The organism is Brevibacillus sp. HD3.3A (genome assembly GCF_013284375.2).
Lineage (GTDB): Bacteria > Bacillota > Bacilli > Brevibacillales > Brevibacillaceae > Brevibacillus > Brevibacillus parabrevis.
Genome location: NZ_CP085874.1, coordinates 3155896 through 3173766, shown reverse-complemented (window position 1 = coordinate 3173766; position 17871 = coordinate 3155896). Strand labels below are relative to the sequence as shown.

6 protein-coding genes are annotated in these 17871 nt (G+C 51.4%); 4 read left to right on the top strand and 2 right to left on the bottom strand.

What is annotated here, in order from left to right:
- Positions 1–216 precede the first annotated feature (216 nt).
- Complete coding sequence (locus tag HP435_RS15035; protein ID WP_122966488.1) at positions 217–798, top strand: GNAT family N-acetyltransferase; 582 nt, start codon at positions 217–219, stop codon at positions 796–798.
- A 160-nt stretch (positions 799–958) separates the two neighbouring features.
- Here HP435_RS15035 and HP435_RS15030 read toward each other — a convergent pair whose 3' ends face one another.
- Positions 959–1651: a 4'-phosphopantetheinyl transferase family protein gene (locus HP435_RS15030; RefSeq protein ID WP_173597329.1), complete on the bottom strand. Its 693-nt coding sequence runs from the start codon at positions 1649–1651 to the stop codon at positions 959–961.
- Between the two features lie 62 nt (positions 1652–1713).
- Entirely contained in the window at positions 1714–2328 is a 615-nt protein-coding gene (gene loaP / locus HP435_RS15025) for an antiterminator LoaP (protein WP_173597330.1), read from the bottom strand.
- Positions 2329–3187: 859 nt separating this feature from the next.
- Here loaP and HP435_RS15020 point away from each other — a divergent pair.
- From HP435_RS15020 to HP435_RS15010, 3 genes are all read left to right on the top strand, one after another.
- A complete protein-coding gene (locus HP435_RS15020) occupies positions 3188–3502 on the top strand; it encodes a hypothetical protein (protein WP_122966491.1) in 315 nt (104 codons plus the stop codon).
- Positions 3503–3676: 174 nt separating this feature from the next.
- The gene (locus HP435_RS15015; RefSeq protein WP_173599368.1) at positions 3677–6943 is read left to right on the top strand and encodes a non-ribosomal peptide synthetase; all 3267 of its coding nucleotides are present in this window, start codon (positions 3677–3679) and stop codon (positions 6941–6943) included.
- A 94-nt stretch (positions 6944–7037) separates the two neighbouring features.
- Positions 7038–17804 carry a non-ribosomal peptide synthetase gene (locus tag HP435_RS15010; protein ID WP_173599367.1) on the top strand — a complete coding sequence of 3589 codons (10767 nt, stop codon included), beginning with the start codon at positions 7038–7040 and terminating at the stop codon, positions 17802–17804.
- Positions 17805–17871: the final 67 nt, after the last annotated feature.

Genomic DNA, 17871 nt, shown 5'->3' with positions numbered 1-17871 from the left:
AATCCCGCCTTTCACTTAGGCGGGATTTTTTTTTGCATCCACGCTAATCTGAAACAGATACGAGGGCGTGCTTTAGCCAACCACGTCTGATAAACAAGTCGCTTTTCCCGCCTGTTTTTGGCATAATATACCATGACAACCAAAAGCAGCGACAGCTCATCCAGATAGGCTAGGCTGAGCGGAAAAAGCAAACTCGGACAGGAAAGGAACTGGAGAATGAATAGTAGCGCTCTATTTCAGGAGTTTCCGGTGTTGAAATCGGACCATTTGATACTGCGAGAGATTGAAGATTGTCACCTGGAAGAAGTGTTTGAAATTTACAGCAATGATAGCGTCTTTGAGTATTGCGGCATCATTCCCAAGCACAAAAAGGATACCGTTCTGACCATGATCGGCCATTTTAAAAGAGATTACCTGAAAAAATCGAGAGTGAAATGGGGGATTTTCCCCGTTCAGCAGAGCGATACATTAGTCGGCATTATCGAAGCCTTCGAGTTGAATCAACGCGTAAACATGGCAACGATCGGTTACTTTTTGGCGGAAGCGCACTGGGGAAAAGGGATTGCCTCGGAAGCGGTCAAAATGGTTGTGCGCTTCCTGATGGAAGAAGTCAACGTGAACAGAATCCAGGCAGAAGTCATGCCGCCAAATGAAGCGTCCAAAAAGGTGTTGCGCAATAATGGCTTCCTCATGGAAGGAACGCTCAGACAGGCAGCGCTCTGGTCAGGCAAAGGAATTGTCGATTTAGAAATATACGGCTTGCTGCGGGAAGACTACCAAAGCCTGCAAACGAGGTAGACAGATCGTGCAACGAGCAGTTATCCGCTGAATTGAGCTGTTTTGTCGGCCGCAAGCGGTCACATCCCATTTCAAAAAAGTCGAGACGTTATTCACAAAAAAAGGTTTCATCCCCGGCAGCGAAGAGGGGATGAAACCTTTTTTGTTGCCACGCTGTCAATCAACGGCTGAGAAAATACGAAACGAGCGTATCCATCGGCACGATTTCCACGGTTTCACAAAACGAATCGTTTTGCGCACAAGCAGTCAAGGTGTATTCGTCATCCAGAAAGTACGTCTTGAAGTGCCACCTCGCTTGTTCAAATACGCGCGCGCCCTCGACAGTTCCCTGGCTGACAGTGGAGAAGCTGTTCAGCGGAAGCGAAAGCCCTTTGCCGATCGCTTTGATGTAGCTTTCTTTCGCCGTCCAGACCGCAAAAAAACGTGCTTGTCTTCGTTCGCTGTCCGGTTCCTCCTCGATATACTCGTATTCCTCTGGCGCAAAAAACTGCCTGGCAATTTGCAAGTCAATCTGATGCTTTTTTTCAATATCGATTCCTACGGTACAGTCACCGGTGATACAGACCACCCAGTCGCCCGAATGGGAAAGGTTGTAGTGCAAGCGGTTCCACGGCCCTTGCAGGGATGGTTTTCCATAGGCGTTCGTGCCAAACGAAATGCTTTTCGCAGAAACGGCGAACGTTTCGGCGGCAATTTTTCTAATCAGCAGATCGGCCAGCAGTCCGCGGACGCGATCTTCGCGGCGGAAGAAAGCACCGAGCCGCTGTTTTTTGTCTTCGGCAACAAAGGACAGCAGGTGAGGAATGTAATCATCTGAAAAATCGGCAATAGAGACTGCGTATATGGGCATCATGCTGAACCTCCAACTCTGTATGCAAACACACTTTCTGTAAAAGGACGCGCGTGCAGTCTAGCTCATGTGCGGGTGTGGGCATGGCCTGATGACACCATTGGCTCGATCAGCTCAATGCCAAGGTCGATCATCCGCTCATCGCCCATGAGCGACACGAGCACTTTTACCCGCCGTTTGTGCTTGTCCACTTTTTTCACAATTCCTTCCATCCCTTTGAGTGGGCCAGACTCCACATATACCTTGGAATCTTGCGTGTAGACCTGGGAAAAATCAATCTGCTCATCGTGATTCAGCAGCCTGAGAATGATCGTGATTTCTTCCTCGGGAATCTTTTTGAAACAGAGCGCCTCTTCCCTGTTTTCCACCGGATCGCGGCTTTTCCGGGGAGAAGTCGATCTGTCGTACATCAGGTCGATTTTATTCAGATAGTTCAACATCCGAATAATTTTGGAGTGACTTCTAATAAAGTAATACTTCGAGAAATTCATGTCCGTTTTTACAAAAATGTAGCCTGGAAACAAATCCTTTTCAACCCGCATAATCTCGCCGTTTTTCTTCTCGGGAACGATACGTTGTGGAACCATGGAATACAGTGTTTCTTTGTCAAAAGATTTATTCAACCAATTTTTCACAGAATGTTCATAACCCGTTTTCACATAAAACGCATACCAGTTCATAAAAATGCAAGACTCCTTTTCATAACGTTTCTAAGATCATTGGCAGGTGCAGCAGCTCAGAAATCCTCAGCCTTCATTAAACTCGTCGCTCTCTAGTTGGTTCCTGACTCGGCTCGTTGAAGCTCTTTTCCTGTAACAACCATTGGGAAACCTTATGTCTCGCTTCGCATACATGAACCGGATTTTCGGTCTGCAAATGGAAGCAACATCAGCCATGCGCAATAATGTGCGATATAAGTAGTTATTTACATAATATTATTTTATTTTACAAATAATGGTAACGAAAAGTTTACTCATCGTCAAGGTCATCCAGAAACAGTAGTCGTTCTGGTCACTATTCGGGCTTGCATTTTCCATAGGCTGAATGTAGAGCTTCTGTAGGTGAGCAGGGAACGAAAGAGAGCAAATACTGACGAATATGTATAGACAGCTGGTGGATCGCAAAGTACATGCCAAACTGCTGGTGGATTTTCCTTGAACCAAATTTCGCTGGCAGCCAGCATGGTTCAAACCTTTTCTCTAAAAAGCTGCGTACGTCAAAAAAGAGGGGGTAGGAATTGTGCCTTTTTATCACATGCCTTTTTACGAAAGTCTGCGGACTGATCAGGACAATAGCTGCTGATCCAGATAGGCAGCACACAGGAAAACAGCCTCTCGTTTTTCCGTAGAAGAAAATTCCTGTTTTCCCAGTATAAAGCATTATATGGCTTGTGAACATATAAAAATTTTAATGTTATGAAAATATTTATCGTCAAAATATAGCCGCTACGCTTTCCTTTTTTATAGACACGTTGAAAAGGAAAAATGTTGCAGCGCCGAAACGAGCCAATCACTGGCTTCGCCAAAGGGAAAAACACGTATGCCGCTTATTGATTACGCAAGCGGGAGCAGGTTTGCCAAGCAAAACTTGGATTTACGTAAAAAGGTTGTAAAAAAACTTGTTGAACTTTTTACAAAATATCCCTATTTTTTAATCGACTTCCAATTTTTCTCTGCTATAATGAGTTTCAGCGTCAGTAACCTAGTGCTTTCAGCCTGTCAGCCGATCGGGGAACTTCCTGTGATTGTTTTCATGCAAATCAGTTTTCCTTCGTTCGCAGGCGGTAAGCAGGGCCGTATCCGGCAGGCGGGAATACCAGCACCCATTTTCCGCTACAGCATGAGCAAAATATGACTTTAGTATGAAGGAAAATTCCTAGAAACAGGAAATTTTCTTGTTGTTAAAATTACCCAAATGATGGAAAATGGGAAATTGGGAATGGAACGTTGACCTTGCCTGTCTCTTGTTGGCAACCATTTCGTCACACTTCATGATAAGCAGAAGTAATTCCATTATCGGAGGGGACATATGTTAGCAAATCAGGCCAATCTCATCGACAACAAGCGGGAACTGGAGCAGCATGCGCTAGTTCCATATGCACAGGGCAAGTCGATCCATCAATTGTTCGAGGAACAAGCAGAGGCTTTTCCAGACCGCGTTGCCATCGTTTTTGAAAACAGGCGGCTTTCGTATCAGGAGTTGAACAGGAAAGCCAATCAACTGGCAAGAGCCTTGCTCGAAAAAGGGGTGCAAACAGACAGCATCGTCGGTGTGATGATGGAGAAGTCCATCGAAAATATCATCGCGATTCTGGCCGTTCTCAAAGCAGGCGGAGCCTATGTGCCCATCGACATCGAATATCCCCGCGATCGCATCCAATATATTTTGCAGGATAGTCAAACGAAAATCGTGCTTACCCAAAAAAGCGTCAGCCAGCTCGTGCATGACGTCGGGTACAGCGGAGAAGTAGTTGTACTCGAAGAAGAACGGCTGGACGCTCGCGAGACTGCCAATCTGCACCAGCCCAGCAAGCCTACGGATCTTGCCTATGTCATTTACACCTCAGGCACGACAGGCAAGCCAAAAGGCACCATGCTTGAACATAAAGGCATCGCCAATTTGCAATCCTTTTTCCAAAATTCGTTTGGCGTCACCGAGCAAGACAGGATCGGGCTTTTTGCCAGCATGTCGTTCGACGCATCCGTTTGGGAAATGTTCATGGCTTTGCTGTCTGGCGCCAGCCTGTACATTCTTTCCAAACAGACGATCCATGATTTCGCTGCATTTGAACACTATTTGAGTGAAAATGAATTGACCATCATCACACTGCCGCCGACTTATTTGACTCACCTCACCCCAGAGCGCATCACCTCGCTACGCATCATGATTACGGCAGGATCAGCTTCCTCCGCACCCTTGGTAAACAAATGGAAAGACAAACTCAGGTACATAAATGCATACGGCCCGACGGAAACGAGCATTTGCGCGACGATCTGGGAAGCCCCGTCCAATCAGCTCTCCGTGCAATCGGTTCCGATCGGCAAACCGATTCAAAATACACATATTTATATCGTCAATGAAGACTTGCAGCTACTGCCGACTGGCAGCGAAGGCGAACTGTGCATCGGCGGAGTCGGCTTGGCAAGAGGCTATTGGAATCGGCCCGACTTGACCGCAGAAAAATTCGTAGACAATCCGTTCGTACCAGGCGAAAAAATGTACCGCACAGGTGACTTGGCCAAATGGCTGACGGATGGAACGATCGAGTTTCTCGGCAGAATCGACCATCAGGTGAAAATCAGAGGTCATCGCATCGAGCTTGGCGAAATCGAGTCTGTTTTGTTGGCACATGAACACATCACAGAGGCCGTGGTCATTGCCAGAGAGGATCAACACGCGGGACAGTATTTGTGCGCCTATTATATTTCGCAACAAGAAGCAACTCCTGCGCAGCTCAGAGACTACGCCGCCCAAAAGCTTCCGGCTTACATGCTGCCATCTTATTTCGTCAAGCTGGACAAAATGCCGCTTACGCCAAATGACAAGATCGACCGCAAAGCGTTGCCCGAGCCTGATCTTACGGCAAACCAAAGCCAGGCTGCCTACCATCCTCCGAGAACCGAGACAGAATCGATTCTCGTCTCCATCTGGCAAAACGTTTTGGGAATTGAAAAGATCGGGATTCGCGATAATTTTTACTCGCTCGGCGGAGATTCGATCCAAGCGATCCAGGTCGTGGCTCGTCTGCATTCCTATCAATTGAAGCTAGAGACGAAAGACTTGCTGAATTACCCGACGATCGAGCAGGTTGCTCTTTTTGTCAAGAGCACGACGAGAAAAAGCGATCAGGGCATCATCGCCGGGAACGTACCGCTTACACCCATTCAGAAGTGGTTTTTCGGGAAAAACTTTACGAATACAGGCCATTGGAACCAATCGTCTGTGCTCTATCGCCCGGAAGGCTTTGATCCTAAAGTCATCCAAAATGTCATGGACAAAATCATCGAACACCACGACGCGCTCCGCATGGTCTATCAGCACGAAAACGGAAATGTCGTTCAGCACAACCGCGGCTTGGGTGGACAATTATACGATTTCTTCTCTTATAATCTGACCGCGCAACCAGACGTCCAGCAGGCGATCGAAGCAGAGACGCAACGTCTGCACAGCAGCATGAATTTGCAGGAAGGGCCGCTGGTGAAGGTTGCCTTATTTCAGACGTTACATGGCGATCATTTGTTTCTCGCAATTCATCATTTGGTCGTGGATGGCATTTCCTGGCGCATTTTGTTTGAAGATTTGGCAACCGGATACGAGCAGGCACTTGCAGGGCAAGCGATCAGTCTACCCGAAAAAACGGATTCTTTTCAAAGCTGGTCACAATGGTTGCAAGAATATGCGAACGAGGCGGATTTGCTGAGCGAGATTCCGTACTGGGAGAGTCTCGAATCGCAAGCAAAAAATGTGTCCCTGCCGAAAGACTATGAAGTGACTGACTGCAAACAAAAGAGCGTGCGAAACATGCGGATACGGCTGCGCCCGGAAGAGACCGAGCAGTTGTTGAAGCACGCCAATCAGGCCTATCAAACGGAAATCAACGATCTGTTGTTGGCGGCGCTCGGCTTGGCTTTTGCGGAGTGGAGCAAGCTTGCGCAAATCGTCATTCATCTGGAGGGGCACGGGCGCGAGGACATCATCGAACAGGCAAACGTGGCCAGAACGGTCGGATGGTTTACGTCGCAATATCCGGTATTGCTCGACTTGAAGCAAACCGCTCCCTTGTCCGACTATATCAAGCTCACCAAAGAGAATATGCGGAAGATTCCTCGTAAAGGGATCGGTTACGACATCTTGAAGCATGTGACTCTTCCAGAAAATCGCGGTTCCTTATCCTTCCGCGTGCAGCCGGAAGTGACGTTCAACTACTTGGGACAGTTTGATGCGGACATGAGAACGGAACTGTTTACCCGCTCACCCTACAGCGGCGGCAACACGTTAGGCGCAGATGGCAAAAACAATCTGAGTCCTGAGTCGGAGGTGTACACCGCTTTGAATATAACCGGATTGATTGAAGGCGGAGAGCTCGTCCTCACATTCTCTTACAGCTCGGAGCAGTATCGGGAAGAGTCCATCCAGCAATTGAGCCAAAGTTATCAAAAGCATCTGCTTGCCATCATCGCGCATTGCACCGAGAAAAAAGAAGTAGAGCGAACGCCCAGCGATTTCAGCGTCAAAGGTCTCCAAATGGAAGAAATGGACGATATCTTCGAATTGCTTGCAAATACACTGCGCTAAACAGATGTTGGCCACCATTTGCAGGGGCAACTGCGTGCTTTCATTCCCGTTTTTATACATTTATAACAAATAAAGATATATCCGAGGTGCCGTAATGAGTGTATTTAGCAAAGAACAAGTTCAGGATATGTATGCGTTGACCCCGATGCAAGAGGGGATGCTGTTTCACGCCTTGCTCGATCAAGAGCACAACTCGCATCTGGTACAGATGTCGATTTCGTTGCAGGGCGATCTTGATGTTGGGCTATTTACGGATAGCCTGCATGTGCTGGTAGAGAGATACGATGTATTCCGCACGTTATTTCTCTATGAAAAGCTGAAGCAGCCTTTGCAAGTTGTCTTGAAGCAACGGCCTATTCCGATCGAATTTTACGACTTGTCTGCCTGCGACGAGTCCGAGAAGCAACTTCGCTATACGCAATACAAAAGGGCGGATCAGGAGCAGACGTTTCATCTGGCGAAAGACCCGTTGATGCGGGTCGCCCTTTTCCAAATGTCCCAGCACGACTACCAGGTCATCTGGAGCTTTCATCACATCCTCATGGACGGCTGGTGCTTCAGCATTATTTTTGATGACTTGCTTGCCATCTACTTGTCCTTGCAAAACAAGACGGCACTCTCCCTGGAGCCCGTACAGCCATACAGTCGCTTTATCAACTGGCTGGAAAAGCAAAATAAACAGGCCGCTCTCAACTATTGGAGCGACTATCTGGAAGCCTATGAACAAAAGACTACCTTGCCGAAGAAGGAAGCTGCCTTCGCCAAAGCATTTCAACCAACCCAATACCGCTTTTCGCTGAACCGTACCTTGACCAAGCAGCTCGGGACCATCGCCAGTCAAAATCAAGTGACGCTATCGACGGTGATTCAAACGATCTGGGGAGTTCTCCTGCAAAAATACAATGCGGCCCATGATGTGCTGTTTGGCTCTGTTGTATCCGGACGCCCAACAGACATCGTCGGAATCGACAAAATGGTTGGCTTGTTTATCAATACGATTCCATTCCGGGTGCAAGCGAAAGCTGGTCAAACGTTTTCCGAGCTGTTGCAGGCTGTGCACAAAAGAACTTTGCAATCACAGCCGTATGAGCACGTGCCTTTGTACGACATTCAAACTCAGTCCGTCTTGAAGCAGGAGCTGATTGACCACCTGCTGGTCATCGAAAATTACCCGCTGGTAGAGGCTTTGCAGAAAAAAGCCTTGAACCAGCAGATCGGCTTCACGATTACTGCTGTGGAAATGTTCGAGCCGACCAATTACGACTTGACTGTCATGGTGATGCCAAAAGAAGAGCTTGCCTTCCGTTTTGACTACAATGCGGCTCTGTTTGACGAACAGGTCGTGCAAAAACTGGCGGGGCACCTCCAGCAGATTGCGGATTGCGTGGCAAACAATCCAGGAGTCGAGCTTTGCCAGATTCCGTTGCTGACAGAAGCAGAAACTAGCCAGCTGTTGGCAAAGCGTACGGAAACAGCGGCTGACTATCCTGCCGCAACCATGCACGAGCTGTTTTCGCGGCAGGCAGAAAAAACGCCTGAGCAAGTGGCGGTAGTCTTCGCGGATCAGCACCTGACGTATCGGGAGCTGGATGAAAAATCCAATCAGCTCGCCCGCTTTTTGCGCAAAAAAGGCATTGGCACGGGCAGTTTTGTCGGCACGCTGCTGGATCGCTCGCTGGACATGATCGTCGGAATCCTCGGCGTCTTGAAGGCAGGCGGCGCATTTGTGCCGATCGACCCGGAGTTGCCTGCCGAACGAATCGCTTACATGCTGACGCATAGCAGAGTTCCATTGGTCGTGACGCAAAATCATTTGCGGGCAAAAGTGACCACGCCTACAGAAACAATTGACATCAACACAGCGGTGATCGGGGAAGAGAGCCGCGCCCCTATCGAATCGCTCAATCAGCCGCATGACTTGTTTTACATCATCTATACGTCCGGAACGACAGGGCAACCGAAAGGCGTCATGCTGGAGCATCGCAACATGGCGAACCTGATGCATTTTACGTTTGATCAGACGAACATCGCTTTTCATGAAAAAGTGTTGCAGTATACCACGTGCAGCTTTGATGTTTGCTACCAGGAAATTTTCTCCACGCTGCTATCCGGGGGCCAGCTCTACCTGATCACGAACGAGCTGAGACGGCATGTGGAAAAGCTGTTTGCTTTCATCCAGGAAAAGCAGATCAGCATTTTGTCTCTCCCGGTGTCCTTCCTGAAATTTATTTTTAACGAACAAGACTACGCGCAAAGCTTCCCGCGTTGTGTCAAACATATCATCACGGCCGGGGAACAACTCGTCGTCACACACGAGCTGCAAAAGTATCTGCGCCAGCATCGCGTATTTTTGCACAATCACTACGGCCCGTCGGAGACGCATGTGGTGACGACATGCACGATGGACCCGGGACAGGCGATACCAGAGCTGCCGCCCATCGGAAAGCCGATCAGCAACACAGGCATTTACATTTTGGATGAAGGGCTGCAATTGAAGCCGGAAGGGATCGTCGGGGAGTTGTACATTTCCGGCGCAAACGTAGGGAGAGGGTATTTGCACCAGCCTGAGCTGACCGCGGAGAAGTTTCTCGACAATCCGTATCAGCCAGGCGAAAGAATGTACCGAACGGGTGATCTGGCGCGTTGGTTGCCGGATGGCCAGCTCGAATTTTTGGGCCGAATCGACCATCAGGTAAAAATCAGGGGCCATCGCATCGAGCTGGGAGAGATCGAATCGCGCCTGCTCAACCATCCCGCCATCAAGGAAGCGGTGGTTATCGACCGAGCAGACGAGACAGGCGGCAAGTTTTTGTGCGCCTATGTCGTCCTGCAAAAAGCGCTCAGCGACGAAGAGATGCGGGCATACTTGGCGCAAGCGTTGCCGGAGTATATGATCCCTTCCTTTTTCGTGACGCTGGAGCGGATTCCAGTCACGCCGAACGGAAAAACAGACAGGCGAGCTTTGCCGAAGCCGGAAGGAAGTGCCAAGACGAAAGCGGATTACGTCGCCCCGACGACTGAGCTGGAACAAAAGCTGGTCGCGATTTGGGAGCAAATTCTTGGCGTGTCGCCGATCGGCATTCAGGATCATTTTTTCACGCTGGGCGGCCATTCGTTAAAAGCGATTCAGCTCATTTCCCGCATCCAAAAGGAATGCCAGGCGGATGTCCCGCTGCGCGTCCTGTTTGAGCAACCGACGATTCAAGCGCTGGCAGCGTATGTGGAAGGCGGGGAGGAAAGCGCGTATCTCGCCATTCCCCAGGCCGAGCCGCAAGCGTATTATCCCGTGTCGTCTGCGCAAAAACGCATGCTCATCTTAAACCAGCTCGATCCGCACAGTACGGTTTACAACCTGCCTGTCGCGATGATCCTCGAAGGAACGCTGGATAAAGCTCGGCTGGAGCACGCCATTTCCAGCCTGGTGGCTCGCCATGAGTCGTTGCGCACGTCGTTTCATACGATCAACGGGGAGCCAGTTTCGCGCATCCATGAGCAAGGCCACTTGCCGATTGTTTACTTGGAAACGGCGGAAGAGCAAGTGAACGAGGTCATTTTGGGGTTCATGCAGCCGTTTGATCTGGAAACAGCTCCGCTATGCCGGGTTGGCTTGGTGAAGCTCGCAGAGAACCGTCACGTCCTGATCATCGACATGCACCATATCATTTCGGACGGAGTCTCTTCTCAGCTCATCCTGAATGACTTTTCCCGTTTGTATCAAAACAAAGCTTTGCCAGAGCAGCGCATTCACTATAAAGACTTCGCCGTTTGGGAAAAAGCGTGGACACAAACGAACGATTACCAAAAACAGGAAAAATATTGGCTCGATCGATTTGCGGGCGAAATCCCGGTTTTGAACCTGCCGATGGATTACCCGCGGCCAGCTGTTCAAAGCTTTGAGGGCGAACGTTATTTGTTCCGCACAGAAAAACAGTTGTTGGAAAGTTTGCAGGACGTAGCCCAAAAGACAGGCACGACCTTGTACATGGTGCTTCTCGCAGCCTATCATGTGCTGCTTTCCAAATACTCCGGGCAGGATGACGTGATGATCGGCACCGTGACTGCCGGCAGGGTGCACCCGGATACGGAGAGCATGACGGGGATGTTCGTCAACACGCTGGCGATGCGCAATCAGTCTGCGCCGACCAAAACGTTCCGGCAATTTTTGCTGGAGGTAAAAGACAACACGCTGGCCGCTTTTGAACACGGGCAATATCCGTTTGAAGAGCTTGTCGAAAAGTTGGCGATCCAGCGAAACCGGAGCCGAAACCCGCTGTTCGACACCTTGTTCATTTTGCAAAACATGGATGCCGACCTGATCGAGCTGGATGGACTGACCGTGACTCCTTATGTGCCAGAGGGGGAAGTCGCCAAGTTCGATCTGTCGCTGGAAGCAAGCGAAAACCAGGCGGGACTTTCCTTCTGCTTCGAATTTTGCACCAAGCTGTTCGCACGCGAGACGATCGAGCGCATGTCGCTTCATTACTTGCAAATTTTGCAGGCAGTCAGCGCAAACACGGAACAGGAGCTGGCGCAAATCGAGATGCTGACTGCGCATGAGAAGCAGGAGCTGCTCGTTCACTTCAACGACACGGCCGCCCTGTATCCAGCGGAGAGCACGCTGTCGCAGCTGTTTGAAGATCAGGCACAGAAAACTCCTGAGCAAACCGCCGTCGTCTTCGGCGACAAACGACTGACGTACCGCGAACTGAACGAGCGGGCCAACCAGCTCGCGCACACTTTGCGGGCAAAAGGCGTGCAGGCTGAGCAAAGCGTAGGGATCATGGCGCAAAGATCGTTGGAAATGGCGATCGGAATTATCGCTATTCTCAAAGCGGGCGGGGCGTATGTGCCGATCGATCCGGATTATCCGAATGAGCGGATTGCTTACATGCTGGAAGATTGCGAAGCCCGTCTGGTGCTGACCCAGCAGCAGCTCGCCGAAAAGCTGGTCGCAAACGTGGAATGCCTGTATCTGGATGAGGAGGGCAGCTACTCGCCTCAGACGGAAAACATCGAGCCGATCCATACCGCTGCTGATCTCGCTTATATCATCTACACATCCGGTACGACAGGCAGGCCAAAAGGCGTCATGGTAGAGCATCGGGGAATCGTCAACAGTGTGACGTGGAACAGGGACGAGTTTGCCCTTTCTGTCCGGGACAGTGGAACGCTGTCGCTATCCTTTGCCTTCGATGCCTTTGCCCTTACTTTCTTTACGTTGATTGTATCAGGCTCCACGGTCGTCCTGATGCCGGATCACGAAGCCAAAGATCCGATCACGCTGCGCAACCTGATTGCCACTTGGGAATGCAGCTACGTCGTTTTCGTGCCCAGTATGTTCCAGGCGATATTGGAGTGCAGCACTCCGGCAGACATCCGCTCTATCCAGGCAGTCATGCTCGGGGGCGAAAAGCTGTCGCCGAAGCTTGTTCAGCTGTGCAAAGCGATGCATCCGCAGATGAGCGTGATGAATGCATACGGTCCGACGGAGAGCAGCGTCATGGCCACCTACCTGCGAGATACACAGCCAGATCAGCCGATCACCATCGGGCGGCCGATTGCCAACACCGCCATTTACATCGTAGACCAGCACCATCAACTGCTGCCTGTCGGGGTGGTAGGGGAAATCTGCATCGGCGGTCACGGCTTGGCGCGGGGCTATTGGAAAAAGCCGGAGCTTACTGCGGAGAAATTCGTGGCCAATCCAGCTGTTCCGGGAGAGCGCATGTACAAAACAGGCGATCTGGGCAGATGGCTCCACGACGGCACGATTGATTTTATAGGCCGCGTCGATGACCAGATCAAGGTGAGAGGATACCGGATTGAGGTCGGGGAGATTGAAGCGGTCTTGCTCGCTTATGACCAGACGAATGAAGCTATCGTCGTTGCTTATCAGGACGATCGCGGCGATTCCTATCTGGCTGCGTATGTCACGGGAAAAGCGGCGATAGAGGAATCCGAGCTTCGCGCGCATCTGTTGCGAGAGCTTCCGGCCTACATGGTGCCGACCTACCTGATTCAACTGGACGCTTTGCCGCTCACGCCAAACGGCAAGGTCGACCGCAAAGCACTGCCCAAGCCGGAAGGAAAGCCTGCAACAGGAGCAGCGTATGTCGCACCCGCTACAGAAGTGGAGGCGAAGCTGGTCGCCATTTGGGAGAATGCGCTGGGGATTTCCGGCGTCGGGGTGTTGGATCACTTTTTTGAGCTGGGCGGTCATTCCTTGAAAGCGATGACGGTTGTGGCGCAAGTGCATCGCGAGTTTCAAATCGACCTTTTGCTGAAGCAGTTTTTTGCAGCGCCAACCATCCGGGACTTGGCCCGCTTGATCGAACACAGCGAACAGGCAGCCGGCGCCGCCATTCAACCGGCAGAGCCGCAAGCGTATTATCCGGTATCTTCTGCTCAGCAGCGGATGTACTTGCTCCATCAGCTTGAAGGTGCCGGAATCAGCTACAACACACCGGGCATCATCATGCTGGAAGGCAAGCTCGATCGCGAGCGGTTGGCGTCTGCGCTGCAAGCGTTGGTAGATCGTCACGATATTTTGCGGACGTCTTTTGAGATGATCGGCGACGAGCTGGTGCAAAAAATTCATGACCGCGTGGCCGTGAACATGGAGTATGTGACGGCAGAGGAGCAGCAGATCGATGACCTTTTCCACGCGTTCGTCCGTCCGTTTGATCTTTCTGTGCCGCCATTGCTCCGCATGAGCCTGGTGAAACTCGCGGATGAGCGTCACCTGCTCCTGTACGACATGCACCATATTGCTGCCGATGCCGCATCGATCACGATCCTGTTCGATGAACTGGCTGAATTGTACCAGGGAAGAGAACTGCCGGAAATGCGCATCCAGTACAAAGATTTTGCTGTCTGGCAAAAAGCCTTGCATGAGTCGGATGCCTTCAAGCAGCAGGAAGCGTATTGGCTGAGCACGTTCGCTGGAAATATCACCGCTGTCGATGTGCCGACAGATTTTCCGCGCCCAGCCGTGAAAAGTTTTGCAGGGGGGCAAGTCACCCTGTCCATGGACCAAGAGCTGCTCAGTGCTTTGCACGAGTTGGCTGCGCATACGAATACGACGCTGTTTATGGTTTTGCTGGCCGCCTACAACGTGCTGCTCGCAAAATACGCTGGGCAAGACGACATCATCGTGGGAACGCCGATCTCCGGCAGGTCACGCGCCGAGCTTGCGCCTGTCGTCGGCATGTTCGTCCATACGCTGGCGATCCGCAACAAACCGACCGCTGAGAAGACATTCAAGCAGTTTTTGCAGGAGGTCAAGCAAAACGCGCTCGATGCTTTCGACCACCAGGACTACCCGTTTGAAAGCCTTGTGGAAAAGCTGGGCATTCCACGCGATCCGGGGCGCAATCCGCTGTTTGACACCATGTTCATCCTGCAAAACGATGAGTTGCACGCAAAAACGCTGGATCAGCTCGTCTATCGCCCTTATGAATCGGACAGCGCGCTTGACGTGGCGAAATTCGACTTGTCGTTCCATCTGACCGAGCGGGAAACCGACCTGTTCTTGCGCCTGGAATACTGCACCAAGCTGTTCAAGCAACAAACGGTAGAACGAATGGCGCACCACTTCTTGCAAATTTTGCGAGCGGTCACGGCCAATCCGGAAAATGAATTGCAAGAGATCGAGATGCTGACAGCAGCAGAAAAGCAAATGCTGCTGGTGGCGTTCAACGATACGCACAGAGAATACCGGGCAGATCAAACGATCCAGCAACTTTTTGAAGAGCTGGCGGAAAAAATGCCTGAGCACACGGCGCTCGTATTTGAAGAAAAGCGCATGTCGTTCCGGGAGCTGAATGAAAGAGCGAACCAGCTCGCAGCCATTTTGCGGGAAAAAGGAGTCGGGCCAGCACAGATCGTCGCTTTGCTGGTAGAGCGTTCCGCCGAGATGGTCATTGCCACGCTTGCCACGTTAAAAGCGGGCGGCGCCTTTTTGCCCGTCGATCCTGATTATCCGGAAGAGCGAATCCGCTACATGCTGGAGGACAGCCAGGCAAAACTGGTGGTGACCCATGCGCACTTGCTGCACAAAGTGAGCAGTCAGTCCGAAGTCGTTGATGTGGATGACCCTGGAAGTTACGCAACACAGACAGACAACCTGCCGTGCGCAAACACGCCGTCCGATTTGGCTTATATCATTTACACGTCCGGTACGACGGGCAAGCCAAAAGGCGTCATGCTGGAGCACAAAGGGGTAGCGAATCTGCAAGCGGTATTTGCCCATCATCTGGGCGTCACGCCGCAAGATCGGGCAGGGCATTTTGCCAGCATCTCGTTTGACGCATCGGTGTGGGATATGTTTGGCCCGTTGCTGTCGGGAGCGACCTTGTACGTCTTGTCCCGGGACGTCATCAACGATTTTCAGCGATTCGCCGAATACGTTCGCGATAACGCGATCACCTTCCTTACTTTGCCGCCGACGTACGCGATTTATCTGGAGCCGGAGCAGGTGCCGTCGTTACGCATCCTGATTACAGCCGGATCGGCTTCCTCCGTTGCACTGGTGGATAAATGGAAAGAAAAAGTCACCTATGTCAATGGATACGGCCCAACAGAGAGCACCGTTTGCGCGACACTGTGGAAAGCCAAGCCGAATGAGCCAGTCGAAACGATCACGATTGGCAAACCGATTCAGAACACCAAGCTGTACATCGTGGATGACCAGTTGCAGTTGAAAGCGCCGGGGCAGATGGGAGAACTGTGCATCAGCGGTTTGTCGCTGGCGAGAGGCTATTGGAATCGTCCAGAGCTGACCGCCGAGAAGTTCGTCGACAACCCGTTTGTGCCAGGAACAAAGATGTACAGGACAGGCGACCTGGCAAGATGGCTGCCAGATGGAACTATCGAGTATCTGGGCAGAATCGATCACCAAGTGAAAATTCGCGGACATCGTGTGGAACTCGGCGAAGTGGAAAGCGTGCTGCTGCGGTATGACACGGTCAAAGAGGCAGCTGCCATCACACATGAGGACGACCGCGGCCAAGCTTACTTGTGCGCCTACTACGTGGCGGAGGGAGAAGCCACGCCTGCGCAACTTCGAGCCTATATGGAAAACGAGTTGCCGAACTACATGGTTCCCGCCTTCTTTATCCAGTTGGAAAAGATGCCGCTGACACCGAATGACAAGATTGACCGAAAAGCGCTGCCGAAGCCGAACCAGGAGGAGAACCGGACTGAGCAATATGCAGCGCCGCAAACCGAGCTGGAACAGTTGCTGGCTGGCATCTGGGCAGATGTACTGGGGATCAAGCAAGTCGGAACGCAAGACAACTTCTTTGAATTGGGCGGCGATTCGATTAAAGCAATCCAGGTGTCCACCCGCCTGAATGCGTCAGGCTGGACGCTTGCGATGAAAGAACTGTTCCAGTACCCGACGATTGAAGAAGCTGCTCTGCGCGTCATCCCGAACAGCCGAGAGAGCGAGCAGGGTGTCGTAGAAGGCGAGATTGCCTTGACACCGATCCAGAAATGGTTCTTCGCGAACAACTTCACGGATCGTCACCATTGGAATCAGGCTGTCATGCTGTTTCGCGAGGACGGCTTTGACGAGGGACTCGTGCGGCAAGCGTTCCAGCAAATCGTCGAGCATCACGATGCGCTGCGCATGGTCTACAAGCAAGAGGCCGGGGCGATCAAGCAAATCAACCGCGGGCTGACCGACGAGCGCTTCCGTTTCTACTCTTATGATTTGAAAAATCACGCGAACAGCGAAGCACGCATCCTGGAGCTGTCTGATCAGATCCAGAGCAGCATCGATTTGGAGCACGGCCCACTCGTTCACGTGGCTCTGTTCGCCACAAAAGACGGGGATCATTTGCTGGTCGCGATCCACCATCTTGTCGTGGATGGCGTCTCCTGGCGCATTTTGTTCGAAGATTTTTCCTCAGCCTACTCGCAGGCTCTCCATCAGCAGGAGATCGTCTTGCCGAAAAAGACGGACTCCTTCAAAGACTGGGCGGCTCAATTGCAAAAGTACGCGGACAGCGACGAGCTGTTGCGGGAAGTGGCATATTGGCACAACTTGGAGACTACAACGACGACTGCGGCACTGCCAACAGATTTTGTCACGGCAGATCGCAAGCAAAAACATACGCGGACACTGTCGTTCGCGTTGACAGTCCCGCAGACAGAAAACCTTTTGCGTCACGTTCATCATGCCTATCACACAGAGATGAACGACCTGCTGCTGACAGCGCTCGGCTTGGCCGTAAAAGACTGGGCACATACGAATGGCGTCGTCATCAATCTGGAAGGCCATGGGCGCGAAGACATCCAGAACGAAATGAACGTCACGCGCACGATTGGCTGGTTCACTTCGCAATATCCGGTGGTGCTCGACATGGAAAAAGCCGAGGACTTGCCGTACCAGATCAAGCAAACCAAAGAAAACTTGCGGCGGATTCCGAAAAAAGGGATCGGCTACGAGATTTTGCGCACGCTGACGACAAGCCAGTTGCAGCCGCCATTAGCCTTTACGCTGCGGCCGGAAATCAGCTTTAACTATCTCGGTCAATTCGAGTCGGACGGAAAAACAGGCGGGTTTACATTCTCGCCGCTCGGAACAGGGCAGTTGTTCAGCCCGGAATCGGAGCGAGTGTTCCTGCTGGACATTTCCGCCATGATCGAGGACGGCGAGCTGCGGATCAGCGTAGGGTACAGCCGTCTCCAATATGAGGAAAAAACGATTGCCAGCCTGGCAGACAGCTACCGGAAGCACTTGCTAGGCATCATCGAGCATTGCATGGCAAAAGAAGAAGGCGAGTACACCCCGAGCGACCTGGGAGATGAAGAGCTGTCCATGGAGGAGCTGGAAAACATCCTGGAATGGATTTGATCCGGCGACAACAAAATTGATTTTCCTCCAATAAAAGTGGGGCACGCGGCGCTTTTATTGGAGGAAC